Source organism: Thalassospira sp. GB04J01 (genome assembly GCF_000751115.1).
Classification (GTDB): Bacteria; Pseudomonadota; Alphaproteobacteria; order Rhodospirillales; family Thalassospiraceae; genus Thalassospira; species Thalassospira lucentensis.
In genome coordinates, this window is record NZ_CCDX020000010.1 from 278473 (window position 1) to 298834 (window position 20362).

General features: G+C 49.8%; 17 protein-coding genes. 7 read left to right on the plus strand and 10 right to left on the minus strand.

From position 1 onward, the window contains the following. Positions 1-29 precede the first annotated feature (29 nt). Complete coding sequence (locus AMM48_RS10770) at positions 30-1037, plus strand: zinc-binding alcohol dehydrogenase family protein (protein WP_198413523.1); 1008 nt, start codon at positions 30-32, stop codon at positions 1035-1037. 1 nt (position 1038) lies between these two features. After that, positions 1039-2130 carry a D-mannonate oxidoreductase gene (locus AMM48_RS10775; protein ID WP_102784006.1) on the plus strand — a complete coding sequence of 364 codons (1092 nt, stop codon included), beginning with the start codon at positions 1039-1041 and terminating at the stop codon, positions 2128-2130. A gap of 98 nt (positions 2131-2228) precedes the next feature. Here AMM48_RS10775 and AMM48_RS10780 read toward each other — a convergent pair whose 3' ends face one another. Next, complete coding sequence (locus tag AMM48_RS10780) at positions 2229-3029, minus strand: class I SAM-dependent methyltransferase (protein ID WP_102784007.1); 801 nt, start codon at positions 3027-3029, stop codon at positions 2229-2231. 73 nt (positions 3030-3102) lie between these two features. After that, positions 3103-3984, minus strand: coding sequence for a LysR family transcriptional regulator (locus AMM48_RS10785; RefSeq protein WP_102784008.1), 882 nt, complete (start codon positions 3982-3984; stop codon positions 3103-3105). Between the two features lie 120 nt (positions 3985-4104). Between AMM48_RS10785 and AMM48_RS10790 the strand changes: the two genes are divergently transcribed. Then, complete coding sequence (locus AMM48_RS10790; protein ID WP_102784047.1) at positions 4105-4698, plus strand: cysteine hydrolase family protein; 594 nt, start codon at positions 4105-4107, stop codon at positions 4696-4698. A 99-nt stretch (positions 4699-4797) separates the two neighbouring features. Here AMM48_RS10790 and AMM48_RS10795 read toward each other — a convergent pair whose 3' ends face one another. The 8 genes from AMM48_RS10795 to AMM48_RS10835 all read right to left on the minus strand — a co-directional run bounded on the left by AMM48_RS10795 (position 4798) and on the right by AMM48_RS10835 (position 14499). Continuing rightward, positions 4798-5757, minus strand: a complete 960-nt coding sequence (locus AMM48_RS10795; protein WP_102784009.1) for a GDP-L-fucose synthase — start codon at positions 5755-5757, stop codon at positions 4798-4800. A 3-nt stretch (positions 5758-5760) separates the two neighbouring features. Then, positions 5761-6882, minus strand: a complete 1122-nt coding sequence (gene gmd, locus AMM48_RS10800) for a GDP-mannose 4,6-dehydratase (protein WP_102784010.1) — start codon at positions 6880-6882, stop codon at positions 5761-5763. Between the two features lie 24 nt (positions 6883-6906). Beyond that, a complete protein-coding gene (locus AMM48_RS10805) occupies positions 6907-8325 on the minus strand; it encodes a mannose-1-phosphate guanylyltransferase/mannose-6-phosphate isomerase (RefSeq protein WP_102784011.1) in 1419 nt (472 codons plus the stop codon). A 150-nt stretch (positions 8326-8475) separates the two neighbouring features. Continuing rightward, a complete protein-coding gene (locus AMM48_RS10810; protein ID WP_102784012.1) occupies positions 8476-9105 on the minus strand; it encodes an HAD family hydrolase in 630 nt (209 codons plus the stop codon). A gap of 151 nt (positions 9106-9256) precedes the next feature. Beyond that, positions 9257-10783 (minus strand): N-acetylneuraminate synthase family protein, encoded by a 1527-nt coding sequence (locus tag AMM48_RS10815; RefSeq protein ID WP_102784013.1) that lies wholly within the window; start codon positions 10781-10783, stop codon positions 9257-9259. 22 nt (positions 10784-10805) lie between these two features. Next, positions 10806-11900, minus strand: a complete 1095-nt coding sequence (locus AMM48_RS10820; RefSeq protein ID WP_102784014.1) for a Gfo/Idh/MocA family oxidoreductase — start codon at positions 11898-11900, stop codon at positions 10806-10808. Positions 11901-12093: 193 nt separating this feature from the next. After that, positions 12094-12816 (minus strand): acetoacetyl-CoA reductase, encoded by a 723-nt coding sequence (gene phbB, locus AMM48_RS10825; protein WP_102784015.1) that lies wholly within the window; start codon positions 12814-12816, stop codon positions 12094-12096. Between the two features lie 510 nt (positions 12817-13326). Then, entirely contained in the window at positions 13327-14499 is a 1173-nt protein-coding gene (locus AMM48_RS10835) for an acetyl-CoA C-acetyltransferase (protein WP_102784017.1), read from the minus strand. A 632-nt stretch (positions 14500-15131) separates the two neighbouring features. Between AMM48_RS10835 and AMM48_RS10840 the strand changes: the two genes are divergently transcribed. From AMM48_RS10840 to AMM48_RS10855, 4 genes are all read left to right on the plus strand, one after another. Then, positions 15132-16283: an EAL domain-containing response regulator gene (locus AMM48_RS10840; RefSeq protein WP_102784018.1), complete on the plus strand. Its 1152-nt coding sequence runs from the start codon at positions 15132-15134 to the stop codon at positions 16281-16283. A gap of 126 nt (positions 16284-16409) precedes the next feature. Continuing rightward, positions 16410-17624, plus strand: a complete 1215-nt coding sequence (locus tag AMM48_RS10845) for a response regulator (RefSeq protein ID WP_102784019.1) — start codon at positions 16410-16412, stop codon at positions 17622-17624. 27 nt (positions 17625-17651) lie between these two features. Further along, positions 17652-18830 carry an HD domain-containing phosphohydrolase gene (locus AMM48_RS10850; RefSeq protein WP_102784020.1) on the plus strand — a complete coding sequence of 393 codons (1179 nt, stop codon included), beginning with the start codon at positions 17652-17654 and terminating at the stop codon, positions 18828-18830. Positions 18831-18863: 33 nt separating this feature from the next. Then, positions 18864-20291, plus strand: a complete 1428-nt coding sequence (locus tag AMM48_RS10855; RefSeq protein ID WP_102784021.1) for an ATP-binding protein — start codon at positions 18864-18866, stop codon at positions 20289-20291. Positions 20292-20362 lie beyond the last annotated feature (71 nt).

The window sequence follows — 20362 nt, forward strand, 5'->3', positions numbered from 1 at the left end:
ATCCGAATTTCGAAAGCAGGAAATCAAAGATGATGAAATCACTGGTATGCCGAAAACCTGGCGTTCTGGAACTTGAGATGCGCCAGATGCCCAAAGAGGCCCAAGCTGGTGATGTGTTGGTCGACATCAAGCATATCGGCGTGTGCGGCACTGATTTTCACATTTATGAAGGTCTTCACCCCTATCTGGAATATCCGCGCGTCATGGGCCACGAACTGGGCGGTGTTGTTGCCAAGACGGCAAATGGCCTGAATGCGGGCGATGTGGTGATTATTAACCCCTATTTGTCCTGCGGGACATGTCATGCCTGCAAGCGTGGCAAACCCAATTGCTGCTATCAGATCAAGGTGCTTGGCGTGCATTGTGATGGCGGCATGTGCGAACGGATCAGTGTTCCGGCAGAAAACCTTTATCCTGCCGGTGATTTGCCTGTGCGCCATGCCGCAATGGTCGAGTTTATGGCGATTGGTGCCCATGCGGTGCGCCGTTCTGAAGTCCATAAAGATGACCGCGTTTTGGTGGTTGGGGTGGGTCCTATCGGGCTTGGTACCGCGCTGTTTGCCAAGGCCAGTGGCGCAGAAGTGCATCTGCTTGATTCCAGTCAGGGGCGTCTTGATATGGCCAAAGAACGGTTTGGCTTTAAACATCTGCATAATGCCGCCCAACCCGCGACAGAGGTTTTGGCTGCGACCTCAGGCGACGGGTTTGACGTCGTCTTTGATGCCACCGGCAATCAAAAGGCGATGGAGGCCGGTTTTCAATATGTCGCGCATGGCGGCAGCTTTGTGTTGGTCAGTGTTGTTCATGGCAACATTTCCTTCGCCGACCCCGAGTTTCACAAGCGCGAAATGCGTTTGATTGGCAGCCGAAATGCCACGTCAGAAGATTTTGAGCGCGTTCTGACCGCGTTTAGAAGTGGCGAGATTGATGCCGATGCCCTTAACACGCATGACTGTTCCATTGATGCGTTTCCAGCGCAGATCACGCACTGGGTGCATGATCGGGACACGATGATCAAAGCGATTATTTCGGTGTAATATGAAGACTTCCGTTATCCAGTTTGGCACCAGCCGCTTTCTTCAGGCCCATGCAGATTTGATGGTGTTTCAAGGAAGCGACCATCACATCACCGTTGTCGAAACAACCGGCTCAACCGCCAGCCGGGACCGCATTGAGGCGATCAATAAAACCGCATCGTTCCCGGTTATTTTGCGCGGTCTGAGCAGCGGGCAACAGATCGACACACGTATTGATGTGTCCTCCGTCACGCGGGGTCTTTCCGCACGCGAACAATATGCCGAACTGCGGCGTATTTTCATCGATGAGGCTGACTATGTCATTAGCAACACCGGTGATCGGGGATTTGAGCTCCCCACCGAGACAGACATCTCGCCGACGGGCTGGACGTGCTATCCCGAGTTGCTCACGCTGCTTTTGCACGAACGGTTTCGTAAACATGGCCGTCCGCTGACCCTTCTGCCAAGCGAGTTGGTGTCGCGCAACGGTTCGGTGTTGCGTGATATTGTCGTGGGTCTTGCCGCTGATCACGGTTTGGGCACCTTGTTTTCGCAATGGTTGAAAACGGAATGTTTGTGGATGAATTCGCTTGTCGACCGCATTGTTTCCGAACCGATTGAGCCAATCGGTGCTGTTGCAGAACCCTATGCATTGTGGGCGATTGAAAAGCAGTCGGGATTTGTGCCGCCAGCCAGACACCCAGACCTTGTCATTGTTGACGACCTTGCGGCGGTTGAACGCAAGAAATTGTTCATTCTCAATCTTGCCCATACGTTGCTGGCTGAGAAATGGCAGGCGGAAAATCGACCGGCGACAGAAACCGTGCGTGAAATTCTGAGCGACCAGAAGGTTTTCGATTGGGTGTCGGGGATTATGGAGGCGGAAATCATTCCAACCTTTGGGTCGGACAAAGACGCAGCACATCAATATTGGAAGACCTGCCTTGAACGGTTTTGCAATCCGTTTCTGGCCCACCGTTTGGCCGATATTGCCCAAAATCATGCGGCAAAGGTTGAACGCCGGATCGGTGGCCTTATGGATTGGAAGACAGAGTGCCGTTTTGAAAGGTTGCGCGCAGCCGTTCCCCTGATATCGAGCAGAGAAACCGCATGATAACCTGTATGCGTCGCCTAAAGACCTGTTCAAGATTGCCGTGCTTGGATCCGCGCGACCGATATCGCTGTCACAACCGGGTAATTGCACGCCAGCCATCAGTTTTTTGTCAGAACCAGTTCAAAGCACATCGGCACCTGCGCGTGGCATCCTTCGTAAATGTCAAACTGGACTTCCCGATTGGAATGGGGGTATTCGGTGAGCCGGTCTACCTTCAACCCTGCCTGTATTGCTGCTGTGATGATGGCGCCCATGGTGTGGGAAAACCACCATGATACCGGCACGTTTTCACCAGAAGAACCATCGTATGTTATTGGGTCCTCGCTGGCATGCGGGACAGAGTCAAAGTACGAAGATTGCGGTGTAAACGGGTCGGGTGCAGCGGGATCGAACATCTCAAGAACCGGGTGGGTTTCATAGATTGCCAGTGTGCCGCCCGAAACCAGAAGACCCGCCGCCGCCTGAAAGAACCGTTCCAGATCGGGCATCCAGTTCAGCACCCCGATTGTGATCACGCCGAGGTCAAAATCGCCATCGACCTGTGGCGGCAGGTGATAGATATCTGCACACAGGAACTGACACTCCAGCCCCGAGGCATTTTTGAGCGTCTCTGCCTGGGTCAGGAATGCGTCGGATTGATCGATACCCAAAACCGATGTTGCGCCCATTTTGGCAAGTGACAATGCTTCGCGGCCGTTATTGCAGCCGATCTGCACCGCCTTTTTACCCTGCACGCCGATGGTATTGAGCGTCACGCCAAATGTGCTGTCAAAGAAGCCGTGTTGAGTGTCCCGCAGCCTGGTAACGCAGGCTTCAATGTCTAAGGTTGCCTGATGATAGGTCGCCGAAGCATTCCACGCGGCTTTGTTGTCCGATGTAAATTCCGAAATTTTGCGCATGAAGTTTTCCCACGACCGATCAATCAGATGGCAACTATTGCGTGTATTTCATCGAGACACCATCAGAATATTTTCAAGGTGCCCGGCTGGAGATCGAGACACCATCCACCAGCACATCCGCCAGCCAGTCGGCAACCACACGCACCTGTGGCAGGTGTCTTTTGTCCTGATGGGTGAGAAGCCAGACTTCGCGGCCATCAGGATGATAGCCCTTCAGCCGTTTTAAATCCTGATGGGCTTGGCCCACACAAACCGGCAGCACGGCACAGCATGGCTGACCGCGCATCATTGCCACCATGATGGATCCCCGGTTGGCGTAACCGATTGTTGTGCGGTCGGGAAAGTTTGCCGCCAGCCATTTCTGTTCAGGTTTATCGGCAAAGAAGTCATCAAGATCGATCCAGGGCACGTCATACGGATTAACCGGCGGGTGATTGCCGCTGTAATACACCCCGGAGCCAAGCATGCCCAGACGGCGAATATGAAAGGCACCGGTTTCCGGGCGTGCAAGACGAATGGCAATGTCTGTTTCACGTTGCGGCAGGCTGAGGTTTCGGTTGGCACCGATCAGCTCAAGTGCGAGCGCCGGATGGGCTTGATGCAGGGATGCAAGATGCGGCGCGACGCAATGTTCCAAAATGGCATCAACACCGGTGACACGCACAATCCCCGTCACCGCATGGCGATCATTATCGGATGCAGGTTGATTTTCAAGCAAGGTTGAAACGGTTGTTTGCATGGTTTGGGCGGTCTCAAGCAGGGACCGGGCGCGCGGTGTTGCGCGCAACAGACGCCCATCGCGGTGCAGGACCGGATAGCCCAGCCATTCTTCAAGCCGGGCGATGCGGCGCGCGATGGTGGTTTGATTAACCCCCAATTCGCGGGCGGCGGCAGTCATATTCCCGGTTTGACAGACGTGGGCAAAGGTACGCAGTCCTTCCCAATCAAGCGACATGGCGGCTGGCTTTCCTTAATCTGCGAATTTGCAGATAGTAGCCGGATTATTGCCGCTGGATAATGCAAATTTGCAGGATCAAACTGTGCACATCATTTGAGTATGCAAAAGGATCAGACCATGACAGCCAAAACCATCTTTGACATTGCCGGCGCAACTTTGCCAACCGGAACGCCAAAAGACGCCGCCCTTATCGTGATTGATGCACAGGAAGAATACCGCAGCGGTCAGTTGAAACTGGTCGGGCTTGATGATGCGCTGGGTAATATTGGACGGTTGCTGGCCCATTGGCGCGACGAGGGTGGCACGGTCATTCATGTCCAGCATCAGGCGACGGGCCTGTTTGATCCATCCGGCCCCTATGCCACGATCATCAGAGACGTCGCCCCGACCAAGGATGAGGCGATTGTGACAAAGTCGGTGCCAAGTTCGTTTGGCAATACCAACCTTGATGAACTGCTTACAGAAGCCGGTATCAAGCATGTCGTACTGGCCGGTTTCATGACCCATGTCTGCGTTTCGACCACCGCGCGGGTGGCCAATGAAAAGCAATATGCCGTCACCGTGATCGCCGATGCCACCGGCACGCGCGACCTTCCCGATGCACTGAGCGGATCAGTAATCCCGGCGGCAGATTTGCACCGGGGTGAATTGGCGATGCTGGCCGATACATTCGCCAAGGTTGTCACCACACAGGATGTGCTTGAGGCATAGTCATCGAGGATCGCCAGACAAAAGAAAACGCCCCGCAGGTTGCTGCGGGGCGTTTTCCTATCATGCCGGGCGTCTTCAACCCTTTCGAAGGGTGAAAACTTATATACCTCTACGAACTGAATTCACGAAATCTTGATAGGCGATCAAAAGGCCTTTGTCCAAATCGACAGAAGGTCTCCAGCCCATCGAAAACAGCCGTTCGCTGTTCATAAGCTTGCGTTTGGTACCGTCCGGACGACTGGTATCAAACTTAATGTCGCCGACGTATCCAACCGTCTTAGCAACAGCGGACGCTAACTCGGCAATTGAGACGTCAGAACCAAATCCCACGTTAATGTGGCTACACATTTCTGTTGTGTTCGCACTGTAGCGATCACGATCAAGGTTCATTACATAAGCGCTGGCAGACGCCATATCTTCGACGAAAAGAAACTCGCGTCGTGGCTGACCGGTTCCCCAAACGAAGACCTCACTCGCGTTTTCCTCTTTTGCCTCATGAAAACGCCTTAGAAGAGCCGGGATCACGTGACTGTTTTCAGCATGATAGTTATCTCCGGGACCATAAAGGTTTGTTGGCATCACACTGCGATAATCACGTCCATATTGACGGTTGAATGATTCACACAGCTTAATTCCAGCAATTTTTGCAACCGCGTAAGGTTCGTTCGTTGTTTCAAGGACACCTGTTAGAAGGGCGTCTTCTGACATTGGCTGTTCTACTGCACGCGGATAGATACAGCTCGAACCAAGGAATAGAAGCTTTTGAACGCCGGCCCCATGTGCGGCACCGATAACGTTGGTTTGGATTACCAAGTTTTGATAAATGAAATCCGCGGGATAAGTATTATTCGCGTGAATTCCACCAACTTTTGCTGCGGCGAGATAAACTTCATCAATTTTTTGTTCGGAAAAAAACCGATTAACCGCATCTTGATTTTCAAGATCAAGTTCAGCACGAGATGCTGTAACAAGCTCGATATCTGAGTCGGCATTCAGCAAGCGCGCAATAGCACTGCCCACCATTCCTCGATGACCGGCAACAAATACTCTTTTGGTCATGCCTTACTCCGAGGCATTGATTGCAACATCAAATCCATTTTCCTTCAAAACCCGATGTTGACGCGCGCGCTTGAGATCATGAGATACCATCTCTGAAATCATATCCGACAATTTGATTTCTGGTTCCCAGCCAAGTTCTGATTTGGCTTTAGAAGGATCCCCCAGCAACGTTTCCACTTCGGCGGGCCGGAAATAGCGCTCATCAACGCTGACGATTTGATCGCCTATTGTCACCCCAGGTGAAATCGACTGATCAACCGACTGGACAATTCCTTTTTCGGTTAATCCTTCACCTTCGAAGCGCAGCTCAATCCCCAACTCTTTCGCGGCTTGCTCAACAAACGACCTCACAGAAACCTGCTGCCCGGTGGCAATCACATAATCTTTTGGCGCATCTTGCTGCAGCATCATCCATTGCATGCGAACGTAGTCTTTTGCATGCCCCCAATCGCGTAGTGCGTCCATATTTCCCAAATACAGACACGTTTCGAGACCTTGGGAAATATTTGCCAACGCACGCGTTATTTTACGCGTTACAAAGGTTTCACCGCGACGCGGACTTTCATGGTTGAACAGAATTCCATTGCACGCATACATCCCGTAAGCTTCACGGTAGTTCACCGTAATCCAGTAGGCATACAGCTTTGCAACCGCATATGGGCTGCGCGGGTGGAAAGGCGTTGTTTCCTTTTGCGGTATCTCTTGTACCAGACCATAAAGCTCGCTGGTTGATGCCTGATAGAACTTCGTTGTTTTTTCAAGACCTAAGAAACGAATAGCTTCAAGCAAACGTAGCGTTCCGAGCCCATCAACATCAGCTGTGTATTCTGCGGCTTCAAAACTTACCGCGACATGGCTTTGAGCCCCCAGATTATATACTTCGTCTGGTTTTACGTCATTGATGATACGAGTCAGGTTGCTGCTATCAGCTAGATCCCCGTAGTGTAAGACTAACTTACGATTCTGCTCATGCGGATCTTGATAAAGGTGATCGATACGGTCAGTGTTCAGTGAGCTACTACGCCGCTTTATACCGTGAACTTCGTATCCCTTATCCAAAAGGAATTCAGCAAGATAGCTGCCATCCTGCCCCGTAATACCTGTAATGAGCGCCCGTTTCGTCATCTTTCAAATGTTCCAGTTCATCGTTTATTGCGTCTTGCGCCCGTATTCATCATCGAAACGCTCAATATCGTCTTCACCCAAATAACTGCCCGATTGCACTTCTATTAGCTCAAGTGGGATTTTCCCTGGATTCTCGATGCGATGCAATGCTCCCAGCGGGATGTAGGTTGACTGGTTTTCGCCAAGAAGGAACTTCTCATCATCCCGAGTTACCAACGCAGTGCCTTTCACGACAATCCAGTGCTCTGCCCGGTGATTATGTTTTTGCAACGACAAACGAGCACCTGACTTGACCGTAATGCGCTTAACTTGGAACCTTTCGCTGTGGTCAATACTGTCGTATGCGCCCCAAGGTCGCACCACACGGCGATGCTCCAGAACTTCGCTGCGACCGCCTTTCTCTAAATCTGCAACCGCCTTCTTGACTTTCTCAACCTGATCAAGCGCACTGACCATTAAGGCATCGGGTGTATCAATAATGACCAAATCCCGTGTCCCGATCGTCAGGACGAAACGCCGATCAGATGCGTGAACAAGAGTGTTTTTTGAGTCTATGGCATAGATATTCTCGGTAACGCCAAGTTTACCGTAGCCATTGTCGTCGACATCACTAAGAGCAAACATCGCATCCCAACTTCCGACGTCGCTCCAGGTACCGATAAAAGGAACCACCGCTATTTTCTTCGCGCGCTCCATAACGGCGTAATCGATGCTTTTTTTTGTTACGGCTTCGAAAGCTCCGCTAGGTCTCCAGAAAACGCCGTCCTGCTCGACATTATCCATTGACGACAGACATATCTTAAAAATATCTGGCTCAAACTCCTTGAGAGCATCAAGCAAGACGACACGCTTTATGAGAAATATCCCAGAGTTCCAAAGAAACTTTCCTGACGAAAGAAACTCCATTGCAGTTTGGATATCTGGCTTTTCATGGAAGCAAACAGATTGTTTTGCATCCTCCCGGATAGCTGTGCCGGTTTCGATATATCCGTAAGCGGTACTTGGAGCGCTAGGTTGAACACCAAATGTCACAATCCATCCATCACTTGCAAGATCGGACGCCTGATTGACCATAGCTCTGAACGTTTCGTCTGCGGGAATAAAATGGTCTGCCGGACAAAATAGTAGCAAATCTTCGGCTTTTCCCGAAAATGCAGCAGCTAATCCCATTGCTGGTGCAGTATCCCGGCCGCATGGCTCGAGAATTTGTGTCAGCTCAACACCAGCTTTTTCGGCAATTTCCTGAACAAAGAAGCGGTAGTCATCGCCGCTAACCGCAAGGACATCACCAAGCTTCGACACGCGTTCTAACGTTAATTCGAACAGTGATTTACCTTGATACAAAGGAATAAACTGCTTCGGAAACGCCTTTCTGGAAAGCGGCCAAAGTCTCGTGCCAGATCCGCCACACATGATAACAGGCTTTATAATCCAATCCGACATCCGCAATCCTTTGAGCTAGTGATCACTTTTCCGAAAATTTAGCTCGCAAAGAACCACGTATCTTTTGAAACCAGACACTTGGATACAATATCTTTCGCGACCTAAAACTTTTCTAGTTTAGTTTAAACTTCAATATATCTACTGCGAAAATCATCCATCTGTCATGGACACTAATAAAGATAAGTCTTGTAACGGTTTGATCCCAAATATCGGTAACCCTCTGTAATCAAAGACCGGAACAAACTGACAGCCCACTTCGACTGCACCCAGTCGATCATCTTCACCGTCGCCAACAACTATGATCTTATCAGCAGGAAAGTTAGACGCTAAAACTATTGTTCGAAGATTCTCAGATTTTGAGCTTGGCCGCCCGAGGACCACTTCAACATCATTGAACTCAGATCTAGATCGAACAATTTTGATCAAATCGTTCTGCGGTGTCGCTGAGTTAATAAATATTCTGCATCTGTTTTTGCGAAGATGTTCGAGGCATTGCACGACCCCCTTCATGAGGGGCGCCGAGGCCACGCGACGACCAAGCTGGCAATTAAAATCTAAACGAATTTCCCTCAGCTGATCCTTCGGCAAATTAAATTTTCTCCGAAAAATCTCGAATATCTCGTAACGATCCAGCACTGCTGGAGCATTTAGCGCATCAATAATAAACTCTTCCCCACCACAATACGTAGAAAAAAATTCAATGAAAAAATCTCTTTTTACTTTGTTTGAGTCGACCAATGTACCGTCGAAGTCAAAACAAACCCCTAAAACACCTGACATTTACCAGTCCCAACCTGCAATAAAAGAACAAGACACCATAGAAAAAATCGTCCCATGCGACTGTTCTTTTAAAGCAGGATTACATAGACAGATTATCCATAATCCAGTTTTGTATTACAGATGAGAAAACACACTCTACCAAAATTCAAACTTAATCTAATTGGTAACGCCCCCAATGGTTTACGATAGATTTGCGCTCGAGTCTTTCCATCTTGTTAATAGCAGGACTACGGTATACGGAATCATTGTTGAAATGCGTAGTTGAAACTTCCTCAAAAACACATCCTGTTTCCGACCAAAAGTTATGCCAAACTCCAGGCATAACCAAAGCAGTGTCTCCTGGACGCATAACGCGCACCTGACCATCAATATTAGAATGTAATTCACCAAAAAGGACTTGGAAGGTTTCCTCTTTCCGTTTGTGAAAGTGCTCCGGATGGACCTGCCCTGGTAATTGGACAAGAATTTTCTTGCAGTACTCTCGATTGATACAATTGATCAGAACAGTACCAACTTTGCGAAAATTCTCGATACCTTCGTGATGTGAATATTCCACCTCAAATTCAGGACCCAAGTGAACACGTGCCTGGTTGAGAAGAGCCTTCACCTCATGGATCGCAGACTTGATTACGCGATATTTAGCCGGAGCGGGAAGTTCAACTTCAGAAGGAAAAATTGCTTGATCTGAAGACAAATCACTCTTTGCAATTATCCCTTCTTGCCAGACAGCGCTCGATAGCTGTCCATCTTGATAGGGCATTGCAAAGTAAACATCGCCACGAGATATTTGCGCTCCAGACTCAATTGTCGTCTTTACAAAAATCCCCCTACGCAAACTATCAATAGAGGAACGCTCAACCTCAGCCGGCAGACCTCGTTGGTAAGAGCCAACTAATACCTGTGCCTTTTTACACGCATCAATCCAGCATTTGGATTGCTCTGGCGTCGAACTATAAGCATTAAGACTGATATCGTCAGTTTGAACCCCAACATGGCGCTCAAACATCTCAGCTCCTTGCCCAACAGCAACCATAACAGGTGCAGTATCTTGGGGATATTCGTGCGTTGACCAACCTATCACACGGTCAGGGAAACGCTCTTTCAGCATCGAAATATTTTGAAGGTTACAATTCTCGTCAGGTGTTGGATAGATGGAGACACAATGCATTATTGAGAAATCTACGCCTCGATGATCAAGGAAGCTGACGACGTCATCAATTTCATCAATGGTCAATCCCCCTGTCGAAACGATCATTGGCAAACCAGCTTGGGCTGCTTTTTCCATCAAAGGCCAGTCTTTGGCAGAACAGCTCGCAATTTTTATAATATCAAAGCCCATCTCAACGATAAGATCAACGGACTCCTCATCGAACGGCGTGCACATCGCCACCAGTTTCTCCTTCCGCACTTCGCCAAGCAATTTTGCATAGGCAGCTTTTGAAAGGCGGGTGGAAAGAAAACGAGGAATATGCTTGTTTTTACTCTCTGCCTTGTGATCGGGGTGAATAAAACTATCCAGCTGACGAAACTGAAACTTTATTGCACACCTAATACCTGCAGCGTTGGCAACCTCACCATGACGACGAATAATCTCAACCCCGTGCTCGACTGACCCTTGGTGATTGTTAGCCATATCAAGAACAAAAAGGTTCTTAAAATTGTAGCGCGTTCCCTGCATGAGTCCGTATTCCTGTTGAACTTCAGAAAGTTAATGCTTCTGGAACATACCCTTTGTCCCAATTGATTGTTACACTCGCCCCTCGTTTGGCAGACAAGTGCGCCGCAGCCAAAACCAGCATAGTATCTAATCCACGCTCTAGCGAAATAGGAGATTCCCCAATGTCACCATCAAGAACAGATCTTATATGACGTAATTCTTTGATGAAATCGTCAGGTCTCGTTTTTTTGACCTCAGTAACCGTCGTTTGGCCACTATACAAAACTTCTCTTACCTCGTCGCAGCCAGGCTTTGAACCACATTGCCACTCCACAGCCCCATCGACATGCTGAGCCCGTGCCCATTTCCGAGCTGGCAAAGTTACAACATCTTGAATGACTCTCCCAATGAACCCAGATTCGGTTTCTAGGCTCAGAAAACAAAGTCGATCATATTCAAGGTCGCCATCTTTTACGAACTGCATCTGGGATGAGACCCGAACAACTCTTCCCTTGCCCGCAGCATGAGCAAAATGCTGCCATAAGTTCAAAGCATGGCTATGTTCACCACTCGCACCACCACCACGTTTAAAATATCCAAGATACGTGTCTTGGGGGCCCGACAACCAAGGATGTGCGCCAAAAATTCCTGCCCAATGCTCTCTGAACTCAACGTCCAGAGTAATCAACTCACCAAAACACTTTTCATCAATGACAGAAGAAAACTTTTCGGCGGATTGCCCTACAACATGGTCATAACCAGAGAAGACGTAAACCCCCAATTCCCTAGCCTTATTGGCTAAAGCGTCCGCGCCTTCTAACCCTGGCCCACAAATCGGTTTCTCTATTATAATTGCTTTAGGTCGTTCGCTTAAAGCCTCCATCGCCAATTCCACGTGCACATCCGGAGGTGTACCAATGACGATAATATCGTAGCCTTCCTTGGGCTCCGATCCGCTTTCAAACAGGCGAATTTCTTCGTCCCAAGCACCATAGCGCGAAGGATAGATACTATTCTTCGTTCTATTCAATGCTGCAGGGTCGATATCGCACATATCTACAGACCAACCTAAAGTGCGAGATGCTTGCGCAAGATGGTTGCCGATCGAGCCACACCCGTGAATTTTGATCTTGAACATACTGTAACTTCGCCATCGTATTTAAAAGCAGAATAAGATTTATGCAGAACCTATAGATCAGGCCCTAGATTTGCAACAACATCTATTAAAGGCCTCATTCCCGTAAGTGTTGAGATTAGAACCGTATTCAATAAGCAAAAAGAAAGCGACCGGCAATAATATTGCTGGCCGCTTCATCCCCACCTCAGGAGTATCAAAACATATGCTGTCCGCCGTTGATCGACAGGCATGAGCCGGTGATGAAGCCGGAATTGGGGCCGCAAAGATAGAGGACCGCCTGGGCGATTTCGTCGGCTTCGCCGAGGCGGCCGACTGGGATTTTGGCGATGATGCTGTCGCGGACCTTTTCGGGGACGGCTGCCACCATGTCGGTGTTGATGTAGCCCGGTGCGACGGTATTGACCGTGACCCCTTTGCGCGCGACTTCCTGTGCCAGTGCCTTGGTAAAGCCATGCACACCGGCCTTGGCGGCGGAATAGTTGGTCTGGCCCAATTGACCGGCCTGCCCGTTGATCGACGAGATATTCACCACTCGGCCAAAGCCACGTGCGCGCATGCCTTCAAGAACCGGTTTGGTCATGTAAAACAGGGAACTCAAATTGGTGTTGATCACAGCTGTCCAGGCTTCGACATCCATCTTGTGCATGAAACCATCGCGCGTGATTCCGGCATTGTTGATCAGGATGTCAATCGGCCCGACGTCGGCTTCGATCTTTGCGATGCCCTCGGCACAGGCATCGGCATCCGCAACACTCCATTTAAAGGCCGGAATACCGGTTTCTTCGGTGAAGGCGCGGGCAGCATCGTCATTGCCAGCATAGTTTGCAGCAACATTATAGCCCGCATCCTTCAATGCCAGACTGATTGATTTGCCAATTCCACGTGTGCCACCGGTTACCAGTGCTGTTTTTTTCATGGTCGCCTCCCTAAACTTCGTTCATCAAGCGTATCGGTATGTTGATTTTCGTCGTTTGCCCTTCTACGACATACGAAACTTTAATCCATAAATATAGTCATATACGTAATTTTATTTCCTCTCCATGATCTATGTCATTCAAGGGTGTAGTCTTTGGTCGAACCGCATACTGGGTATCTTAAAAGCAAACAGGGCATCCCCGCGAGGGTCAGGACCTATTAATTTGATTGAAATGGCAGCCGTTATATTTGTCATATCCAAGGAAAAGCCCGCAGAACGGGTTGGGACCCCGAACAAGGGATTTGACGCAGGAGTTGACAAATACAACGGCTGTCCTTCGGATCAATCGGATTTGCACGGGCTACTTTGCCGCAAAACCTTGCAAGATGTATATCTTCCTGTGGTTTTGCTTCGCGTATCCGCACAAATCTGATTGACCATTTCCACAAATTAATACCTGACCCTAAGAGGACGCCCCGTGTGCTTAGAAATTCAGATGAAAATTGCGGCTTAGCGTTCGACGCAAAGCGCAACCCCCATGCCACCACCAATGCAAAGCGTCGCGAGGCCTTTTTTCGCATCGCGTTTCTGCATTTCATGGAGCAAGGTGGTAAAGACGCGCGCGCCCGAGGCACCAATCGGATGGCCCAGCGCAATCGCCCCGCCATTGACGTTGACCTTATCGGTATCCCAGCCCATGTCGCGGTTCACCGCGATGGCCTGTGCGGCAAAGGCTTCGTTGGCTTCGATCAGGTCAAGATCACCGGCCGACCAGCCCGCCTTTTCAAGCGCCTTTTTCGACGCAGGGATCGGGCCCGTGCCCATGATCGCCGGATCAACACCCGCCGTGGCCCAGCTTTTGATCGTCGCAAGCGGGGTCAGACCGCGTTTAGAGGCTTCGGCAGCCGACATAACAATCAAGGCCGCCGCCCCATCATTGATGCCCGATGCGTTGCCCGCAGTGACCGTGCCTTCCTTATCGAACGCAGGGCGAAGTTTTGCCATGCCTTCGACGTTTGCGCCGTGACGTGGATATTCGTCGGCATCAAACACGGTTTCGCCTTTGCGATGTGCAATGGTGACAGCGGCAATTTCATCGGCAAACCGACCGGATTTCTGGGCGGCTTCGGCCTTGTTTTGCGAGGCAACGGCAAAGGCATCCTGCTCTTCGCGTGAAATGCCCCATTTTTTGGCGATGTTTTCCGCCGTGTTGCCCATGTGGTAGCCATTAAACGCACACCACAAACCGTCCTTGATCATGGTGTCGATGAAGCTGACGTCACCCATTTTGTGACCGGCACGCAGATACGCGACATGGCCCGAAAGCGACATATTTTCCTGACCACCGGCAACCACGATGTTGGCATCCCCGGTCATGATTTGCTGAGCGGCAAGGGCAACGGTGCGCAAACCCGACCCACAGACCTGATTGATCAGAAACGCGGTTGCGCGATCAGAAATACCCGCACCAATGGCCGCCTGACGTGCGGGGTTTTGCCCCTGCCCGCCGGTCAGAACCTGACCCAAAATGACTTCGTCAACCGCGTCGCCTTCGACACCGGCACGTTCAAGTGCCGCCTTGATCGCAATAGCGCCCAGATCATGGGCCGGGGTGTTGGTTAGCGTACCGCTAAATGCGCCAATCGGTGTCCGTGCGGCACCTACAATTACGACGTCGGTCATGAAACTCTCCGATATTTAATCTTGATTACGTTTTCCCTGAGCCACTCAGCGATGTCTTTTCCACATGCTGTTATGGCCCTCGAACGACTTTATCGCACCGCAACAAAAAACCAAGCATTGATACATACCACTTTTGGACAGTCGCGCATGTCGCGCCCTCAAAAGTAGAACCATCCCTGTGGCGTTTTATCGATTATGGTTCTGTTCATCCTGTAGACAGAGTGTGTGCTTATTAGGGCTATATCGCAACCCCAGTTACGCCATTTAGATGTATTATCCCCCGGGACGCCGAAAGAAAATCGTGCGCGGCGAACAGAGCAACTTTCACATGATGCCGACAGCACACTTTGGGTCGCCACAGCAACCAAAAGTGTTTAATCTCATCTGGAACACTGCGACATTTCCGCGTGGAAACGTCTGGAAAATGTGATGTCACACGCTTTCTTTTTTCGGCGAACCACTTACATACGAGTTAGGCACTAAACCACTGGTAGATGTTCACAAAGCACCGCGCAGACAGATTTTGGCCGCATTATGAGTGCTAAGTTCAGGTGGTGTTGTTTCGTACGGGACTGACAGAGGGATTCAAAGAGCCGCCCAAATGACCCGCGGCGAACTGGAGAACATTTCTCATGGAAGAGCAAAATCATATTCTTCCACAGGAAACGCGCAATCTGACGGTGATGCTGGTCGACGATGAGGACGCGCTGCTGGCCTCTGCGCGACGCATGCTGCACAAGCAATGTGTTTTGAAAACATACAATAATGCTGCTGCTGCACTCGACTTTCTTCGACAGTCACCGGGCCAAATCGATGTGGTGGTTTCTGATTTAATGATGCCGCACATGGATGGCGTCGAATTTTTGACAGAGGCCAAATCTGTTTCACCTGCCACGCCAAGGGTTCTTTTGTCCGGGAGTTTGTCCGAAAGCGCCTTGCAGGGAGCGATCAATAAAGCTGGTATATCCCGGGTTATCGTCAAACCGGTTACCGCAAGCACGATCCTGAGCATTGTTTGGGACTTGGTATCGGCAGGCAATGATAACACCAAGCCAGCCAACCCGATGATCCGGCGTATGCGCTCCTCGCTTTCCACCGACCATAGCGTTTCATTTCAGCCGCGGGTCAATGCCAAAAACTTTAATGTTTCCGGTCTGGAAGCGTTAAGCCGTTTTCCCGAACTTCAAAAGACATTTACGGTCGAGGACATCATCACCGGCGCAGAAGATCATCCGGTTATTGGCGAGCTTACGTTCCAAGTCATTGACTTCATTCACGCCCGCAAAGATGCGATTGCCAATGCGTTTGGCAACGTCCCAATCGGTGTCAACATATCCCCGCATTCGGTTGCCGATATTAAATTCATGACGTCGCTTACAGCCTTTCTTGCCGAGCGTCCCACGCTGCCAATGCTGGAATTTGAGGTAACAGAACAAAGTAACATGGCCTTTACAGCCGCCTTTCAGGAAAATCTTCCAAAGTTGCGCGATGCTGGTTACCCCATTTTCCTCGACGATTTTGGCTCAGGAAATAACTCGATTTCTCTTTTGCGGCGCGGCCAGTTTTCAGGGCTGAAACTTGACAAATCCCTGATCATGCGACTGGACGACGACAATCCGGTCGATAGCTCGTTTGTTGAGTGGGCGACCACGATATCGCACCAGATGAATATGACCGTCATTGCCGAAGGGGTCGAAACACTCGATACGGCGACATATCTACAAAACATTGGCGTAGACGAGTTGCAGGGTTTCTATTTTGGCCTGCCCGCATCGATCACATGACCAGAACATTACAAGAGCACCTCTGTTTAAGAGGGTTCTGACGACAACAACGAAGGATAAGCGCCCTTAAGATCAGACAACAATCAGGATTGTTTCAGACACAGCAAGACCAAAGGCAGTCATTTGATGAACGATATTCTTTTTGTCGACGATGACATGAATATTCTGAGCGGATTACGCCGCCGTGCACGTGGCCGACACCCTGAATGGAATATTTCTTTTGCAACGAGTGGTGCAGAAGCCTTGTCGCTGTGCGATCAAAAAACCTTCGATGTCGTTGTTTCGGACATGAGAATGCCTGGCATGGACGGTGCAGAGCTTCTTCATCAGCTTCAGGAAAACAGCCCCGACACCGCGCGCATTATTTTATCTGGCTATTCAGAAGACGAGGCCATTCTTCGAACAGTGGGCCCAGCCCAAAGATATCTTGCGAAACCTTGTGATGACGAGGTTTTGTTCGAGGCAATCGCACAAATGTTCAAGATGCGCACACTCCTTCTTAAACCCGACATTCGAAGCATTATTGGTGGCATAGATGCTTTGGCGTCCCCACCCGACACCTATACGCGACTTGTAAATGCGCTTGAGGACCCAAAAGCCGGGAATGACAAGGTAACAGCTATCGTTTCCTCAGATATCGCGTTAACTGCGGAAATATTGAAAGTGACAAACTCGGCCTATTTCGCCTTGCCCAGTAAAATCACTTCGATCTCGCACGCTGTTCGCATGATTGGCACTGATACGCTTAAGTCTCTGGCGATTTTTGTTGGTCTGTTCAAAAGTTTTGATGGGCCGCCGGTTGTTACGCGACGCATTAAAACCCTGTGTGAACGGTCACAGCAAATTGGCGTGGCGGCGGCCTTGATTGGCGAGCACGAAAAACTCAGCAAGGCCACATGCCAGTTACTCCCGAGCATCGGCATGATGAGCCATATCGGCAGCCTGATCCTTTATCTTTACTATCACGAGAGAATGGAAACGGTCATCGCGCGCGTTGAACAGGAAAACATATCGATTGTCGAGGCCGAACGAGATGAGTTTGGTGCGGCTCATCCAGAAATTGGGGCGTATCTTCTGGGGCTTTGGGGATTCCCTGAACAGGTTATTCAAGCTGTTGCCTGCCATCACAACCCTGCCGATTTTGCGCAGACTGAAATGACAGAGTTAACAGCACTTTATGCCGCCCAACACATCACGCGCGAGATGGGCGGGAGTGCGTCAGCACAGGAAAGCGAAGAGCAAAGCACGATTGACATGTCATATCTCGAACAGATCGGGAAAGCCGACAGCGTTCCAGCCTGGCACAAAATTGTTGCCGCTGTCCTTGAGAGTTACACGTAATTTCCACTAAACGGGGAAGCTTCCTGAATGGCCGAGTATCATATTCTCTTCGTTGACGATGACTCTAACCTGCTCATGGCGCTGCGCCGTCAACTGCGCGGAAAATTTGAGATTTTGACCGCGGCAGGCGGAACCAGTGCGCTTAAAATGTTTGAGGAACATGACACAATCGCGGTCTGCGTTGCCGACATGCAAATGCCAAACATGAATGGCCTTGAGTTCCTTGAGAAAATCAAAAAAATAAGCCCTGACACCGTGCGTATTATGCTGACAGGGAATGCCGATCAGGCAACGGCGGTTGATGCGATAAACAAAGGTCATATTTTTCGGTTTTTCTCCAAACCATATGAGACAGCCGATCTCGAAAGAGCGCTGTCTGATGGCTTACGACAGCATCAACTGATTACCGCCGAAAAAACCCTCATACAGGAGACTCTTGCCGGGAGTGTCAAACTTCTGATCGATGTCATGGCACAGCTTAATCCCACGGTTTTCGGACGGTCGATGAAAATGAAGGGCTGGTGTGACATCATCGCCAAAGAACTTGAATACCCACGCCCATGGGAACTTGGAATTGCGGCACTGCTTTGCCCGATCGGTATTGTGGCTTTGCCACCCGATATTCTAGCGCGTCTGGCACTCGGCAAACCTCTTCAACCGCTTGAGAAAGACTTGTTAAGAAGAACCCCGGAGGTTGGGCATAAGCTGATTAGCAATATCCCACGTCTTGAAGCGGTTGCCGATATGGTCCTTTTGCAAAACCGCAACTTTGATGGTAGTGGCTTTCCCGAAGACGGCCCTTCTGGTGAGAACATCCCACTCGGGGCAAGAATATTGCGTATTGCCAGAGACCTTGCCGATGTTGGGGACGGGCCAGAGCCGACCGATATTGATTTCGAAGTGATTGGTGGCAAACCACATCGCTATGATCCCGTCCTATTTTCCAAAATTCGCACATTATTGGCCGTCATTGATGGCGAACAGGAGTTCCCCCCCGAAGGACTCGAAATGCGTGTCCGTATTGATAATCTGCGAGAGGGTGATCTTCTGATGACGGATCTTGAAACGATGGAAGATCATGTCGTCCTGACGCATGGAAACTTTATTTCCCAAGTACAGCTTGCGCGGATCAGAGTGTTTCAGAAAGCACATGATTTCCGTGAACCCGTTGAAGTCAAACGCGGGGTCAAGAGAAAGAACACATGATCTGTCTGAAGGGCGGCAAACTGGATCTATGTCATGAGTGAGAACCAAAACGAACAAGAAGACACAAAAATTCTTAGTTCCGATTCTGTAAGTGTGGAAACCAACGACCTTTTGCTATCCGTCGACGAAATAGACGGCGATGATGAAGTTAAGAAGCAATTCCGCGCACTTTTGGAAGAACAACAAAAACGACAGCAAGAAACGACACAGCGTCTTAAAACCATTCTGGATAGCGTGGTCGAAGGCATACTTGTTGTGAACAACGGTGGTGTTATTGAGGATTTCAATAAATCAGCCGCTGAACTCCTGCGTGCCGGAGACAATCAGCTGATTGGCACCAGCATCGACATGATGTTCATCGACAAAAAAGCGACCATCCGGCACCGGCTGCTCAACAAATGCATCAGCATCCGAAGCGGGACATTGAAATACGACTATACCGAAACGATGGCACAACGGCGTGATGGCGACAGCTTTCCGATGGAAATCACCATAAGCCCTGCCAATCTCACGGGTGAGATGAACTATTTGTATATTTTCCGCGACATCACCCGCAGGAAACAGGCAGAAGAATCCCACAACAAACTTGAAGGTGAATTGCGCGAAGCCTTAAAGCTTGAGGCGATAGGTCATTTGGCGGGCGGCATTGCGCATGAAATCAATACGCCGAGCCAGTATATCCGCGACAACCTGAAATTCCTGAATGACGGATATGGTGCGATTTCACGTATTCTGGGGCTTGCACTACAAGTCTTGTGGGAACATCGCAACGAATTGTCCGATAACGCATTTTCGCGTTTCGCAAAACAGATGCGCGATGCCGATCTTGAATTTCTGCTTGATGAGATTCCCCACGCGACCCAACAGTCTCTTGATGGCATCAATCAAGTGGCCAAGATTGTCTTGTCGATGAAAGAGTTTTCCCACCCAAGTGGCACGGAAAAAACCGCAACAGATATCAACCGTGTGCTTCAGAACGTCTTGGTGATTTCCAGGAATGAATGGAAGCATTACGCCAACCTGGTTGAAGACCTGGATCCTGAGCTTCCGCATATCCCTTCTCATGTCAATGAAATCAATCAGGTTTTCCTCAATCTGATTGTCAATGCGGCGCAGGCCATCAACAGCGCAGGCCGCTCACCTGACGACGGCCAAATTACGGTCAAAACAACTTCCCTTGATGACAGCATCCTGATTAGCATTGCAGATAATGGCGCAGGAATTTCCCGGGAAAACCGGTCAAAAGTCTTCAACCCATTCTTTACCACAAAGGGTGTTGGCAAAGGGACGGGTCAGGGGCTTGCGATTACGCATGACATTGTCCAAATCCGTCATGGTGGGCGCATCTGGTTTGAAACAGAGGTCAATAAAGGCACGACATTTCATGTTCTTTTGCCCGCAGAAGACCGGACGGGCTTACAAACCGACGCAAAAAAGAAACTACCAACCAAAAAACCATGAAAGTGCATCACGCCCCTAAAAAGCAACCCCGTGGTCGTGTTTTAGAGTTTCTGTCACGATGTAGGTGCGAT

Coding starts and splice junctions, on each gene's coding strand:
- AMM48_RS10770 (WP_198413523.1), top strand. CDS start 30: ATGATGAAATCACTGGTATGCCGAAAACCTGGCGTTCTGGAACTTGAG.
- AMM48_RS10775 (WP_102784006.1), top strand. CDS start 1,039: ATGAAGACTTCCGTTATCCAGTTTGGCACCAGCCGCTTTCTTCAGGCC.
- AMM48_RS10780 (WP_102784007.1), bottom strand. CDS start 3,029: ATGCGCAAAATTTCGGAATTTACATCGGACAACAAAGCCGCGTGGAAT.
- AMM48_RS10785 (WP_102784008.1), bottom strand. CDS start 3,984: ATGTCGCTTGATTGGGAAGGACTGCGTACCTTTGCCCACGTCTGTCAA.
- AMM48_RS10790 (WP_102784047.1), top strand. CDS start 4,105: ATGACAGCCAAAACCATCTTTGACATTGCCGGCGCAACTTTGCCAACC.
- AMM48_RS10795 (WP_102784009.1), bottom strand. CDS start 5,757: ATGACCAAAAGAGTATTTGTTGCCGGTCATCGAGGAATGGTGGGCAGT.
- gmd (WP_102784010.1), bottom strand. CDS start 6,882: ATGACGAAACGGGCGCTCATTACAGGTATTACGGGGCAGGATGGCAGC.
- AMM48_RS10805 (WP_102784011.1), bottom strand. CDS start 8,325: ATGTCGGATTGGATTATAAAGCCTGTTATCATGTGTGGCGGATCTGGC.
- AMM48_RS10810 (WP_102784012.1), bottom strand. CDS start 9,105: ATGTCAGGTGTTTTAGGGGTTTGTTTTGACTTCGACGGTACATTGGTC.
- AMM48_RS10815 (WP_102784013.1), bottom strand. CDS start 10,783: ATGCAGGGAACGCGCTACAATTTTAAGAACCTTTTTGTTCTTGATATG.
- AMM48_RS10820 (WP_102784014.1), bottom strand. CDS start 11,900: ATGTTCAAGATCAAAATTCACGGGTGTGGCTCGATCGGCAACCATCTT.
- phbB (WP_102784015.1), bottom strand. CDS start 12,816: ATGAAAAAAACAGCACTGGTAACCGGTGGCACACGTGGAATTGGCAAA.
- AMM48_RS10835 (WP_102784017.1), bottom strand. CDS start 14,499: ATGACCGACGTCGTAATTGTAGGTGCCGCACGGACACCGATTGGCGCA.
- AMM48_RS10840 (WP_102784018.1), top strand. CDS start 15,132: ATGGAAGAGCAAAATCATATTCTTCCACAGGAAACGCGCAATCTGACG.
- AMM48_RS10845 (WP_102784019.1), top strand. CDS start 16,410: ATGAACGATATTCTTTTTGTCGACGATGACATGAATATTCTGAGCGGA.
- AMM48_RS10850 (WP_102784020.1), top strand. CDS start 17,652: ATGGCCGAGTATCATATTCTCTTCGTTGACGATGACTCTAACCTGCTC.
- AMM48_RS10855 (WP_102784021.1), top strand. CDS start 18,864: ATGAGTGAGAACCAAAACGAACAAGAAGACACAAAAATTCTTAGTTCC.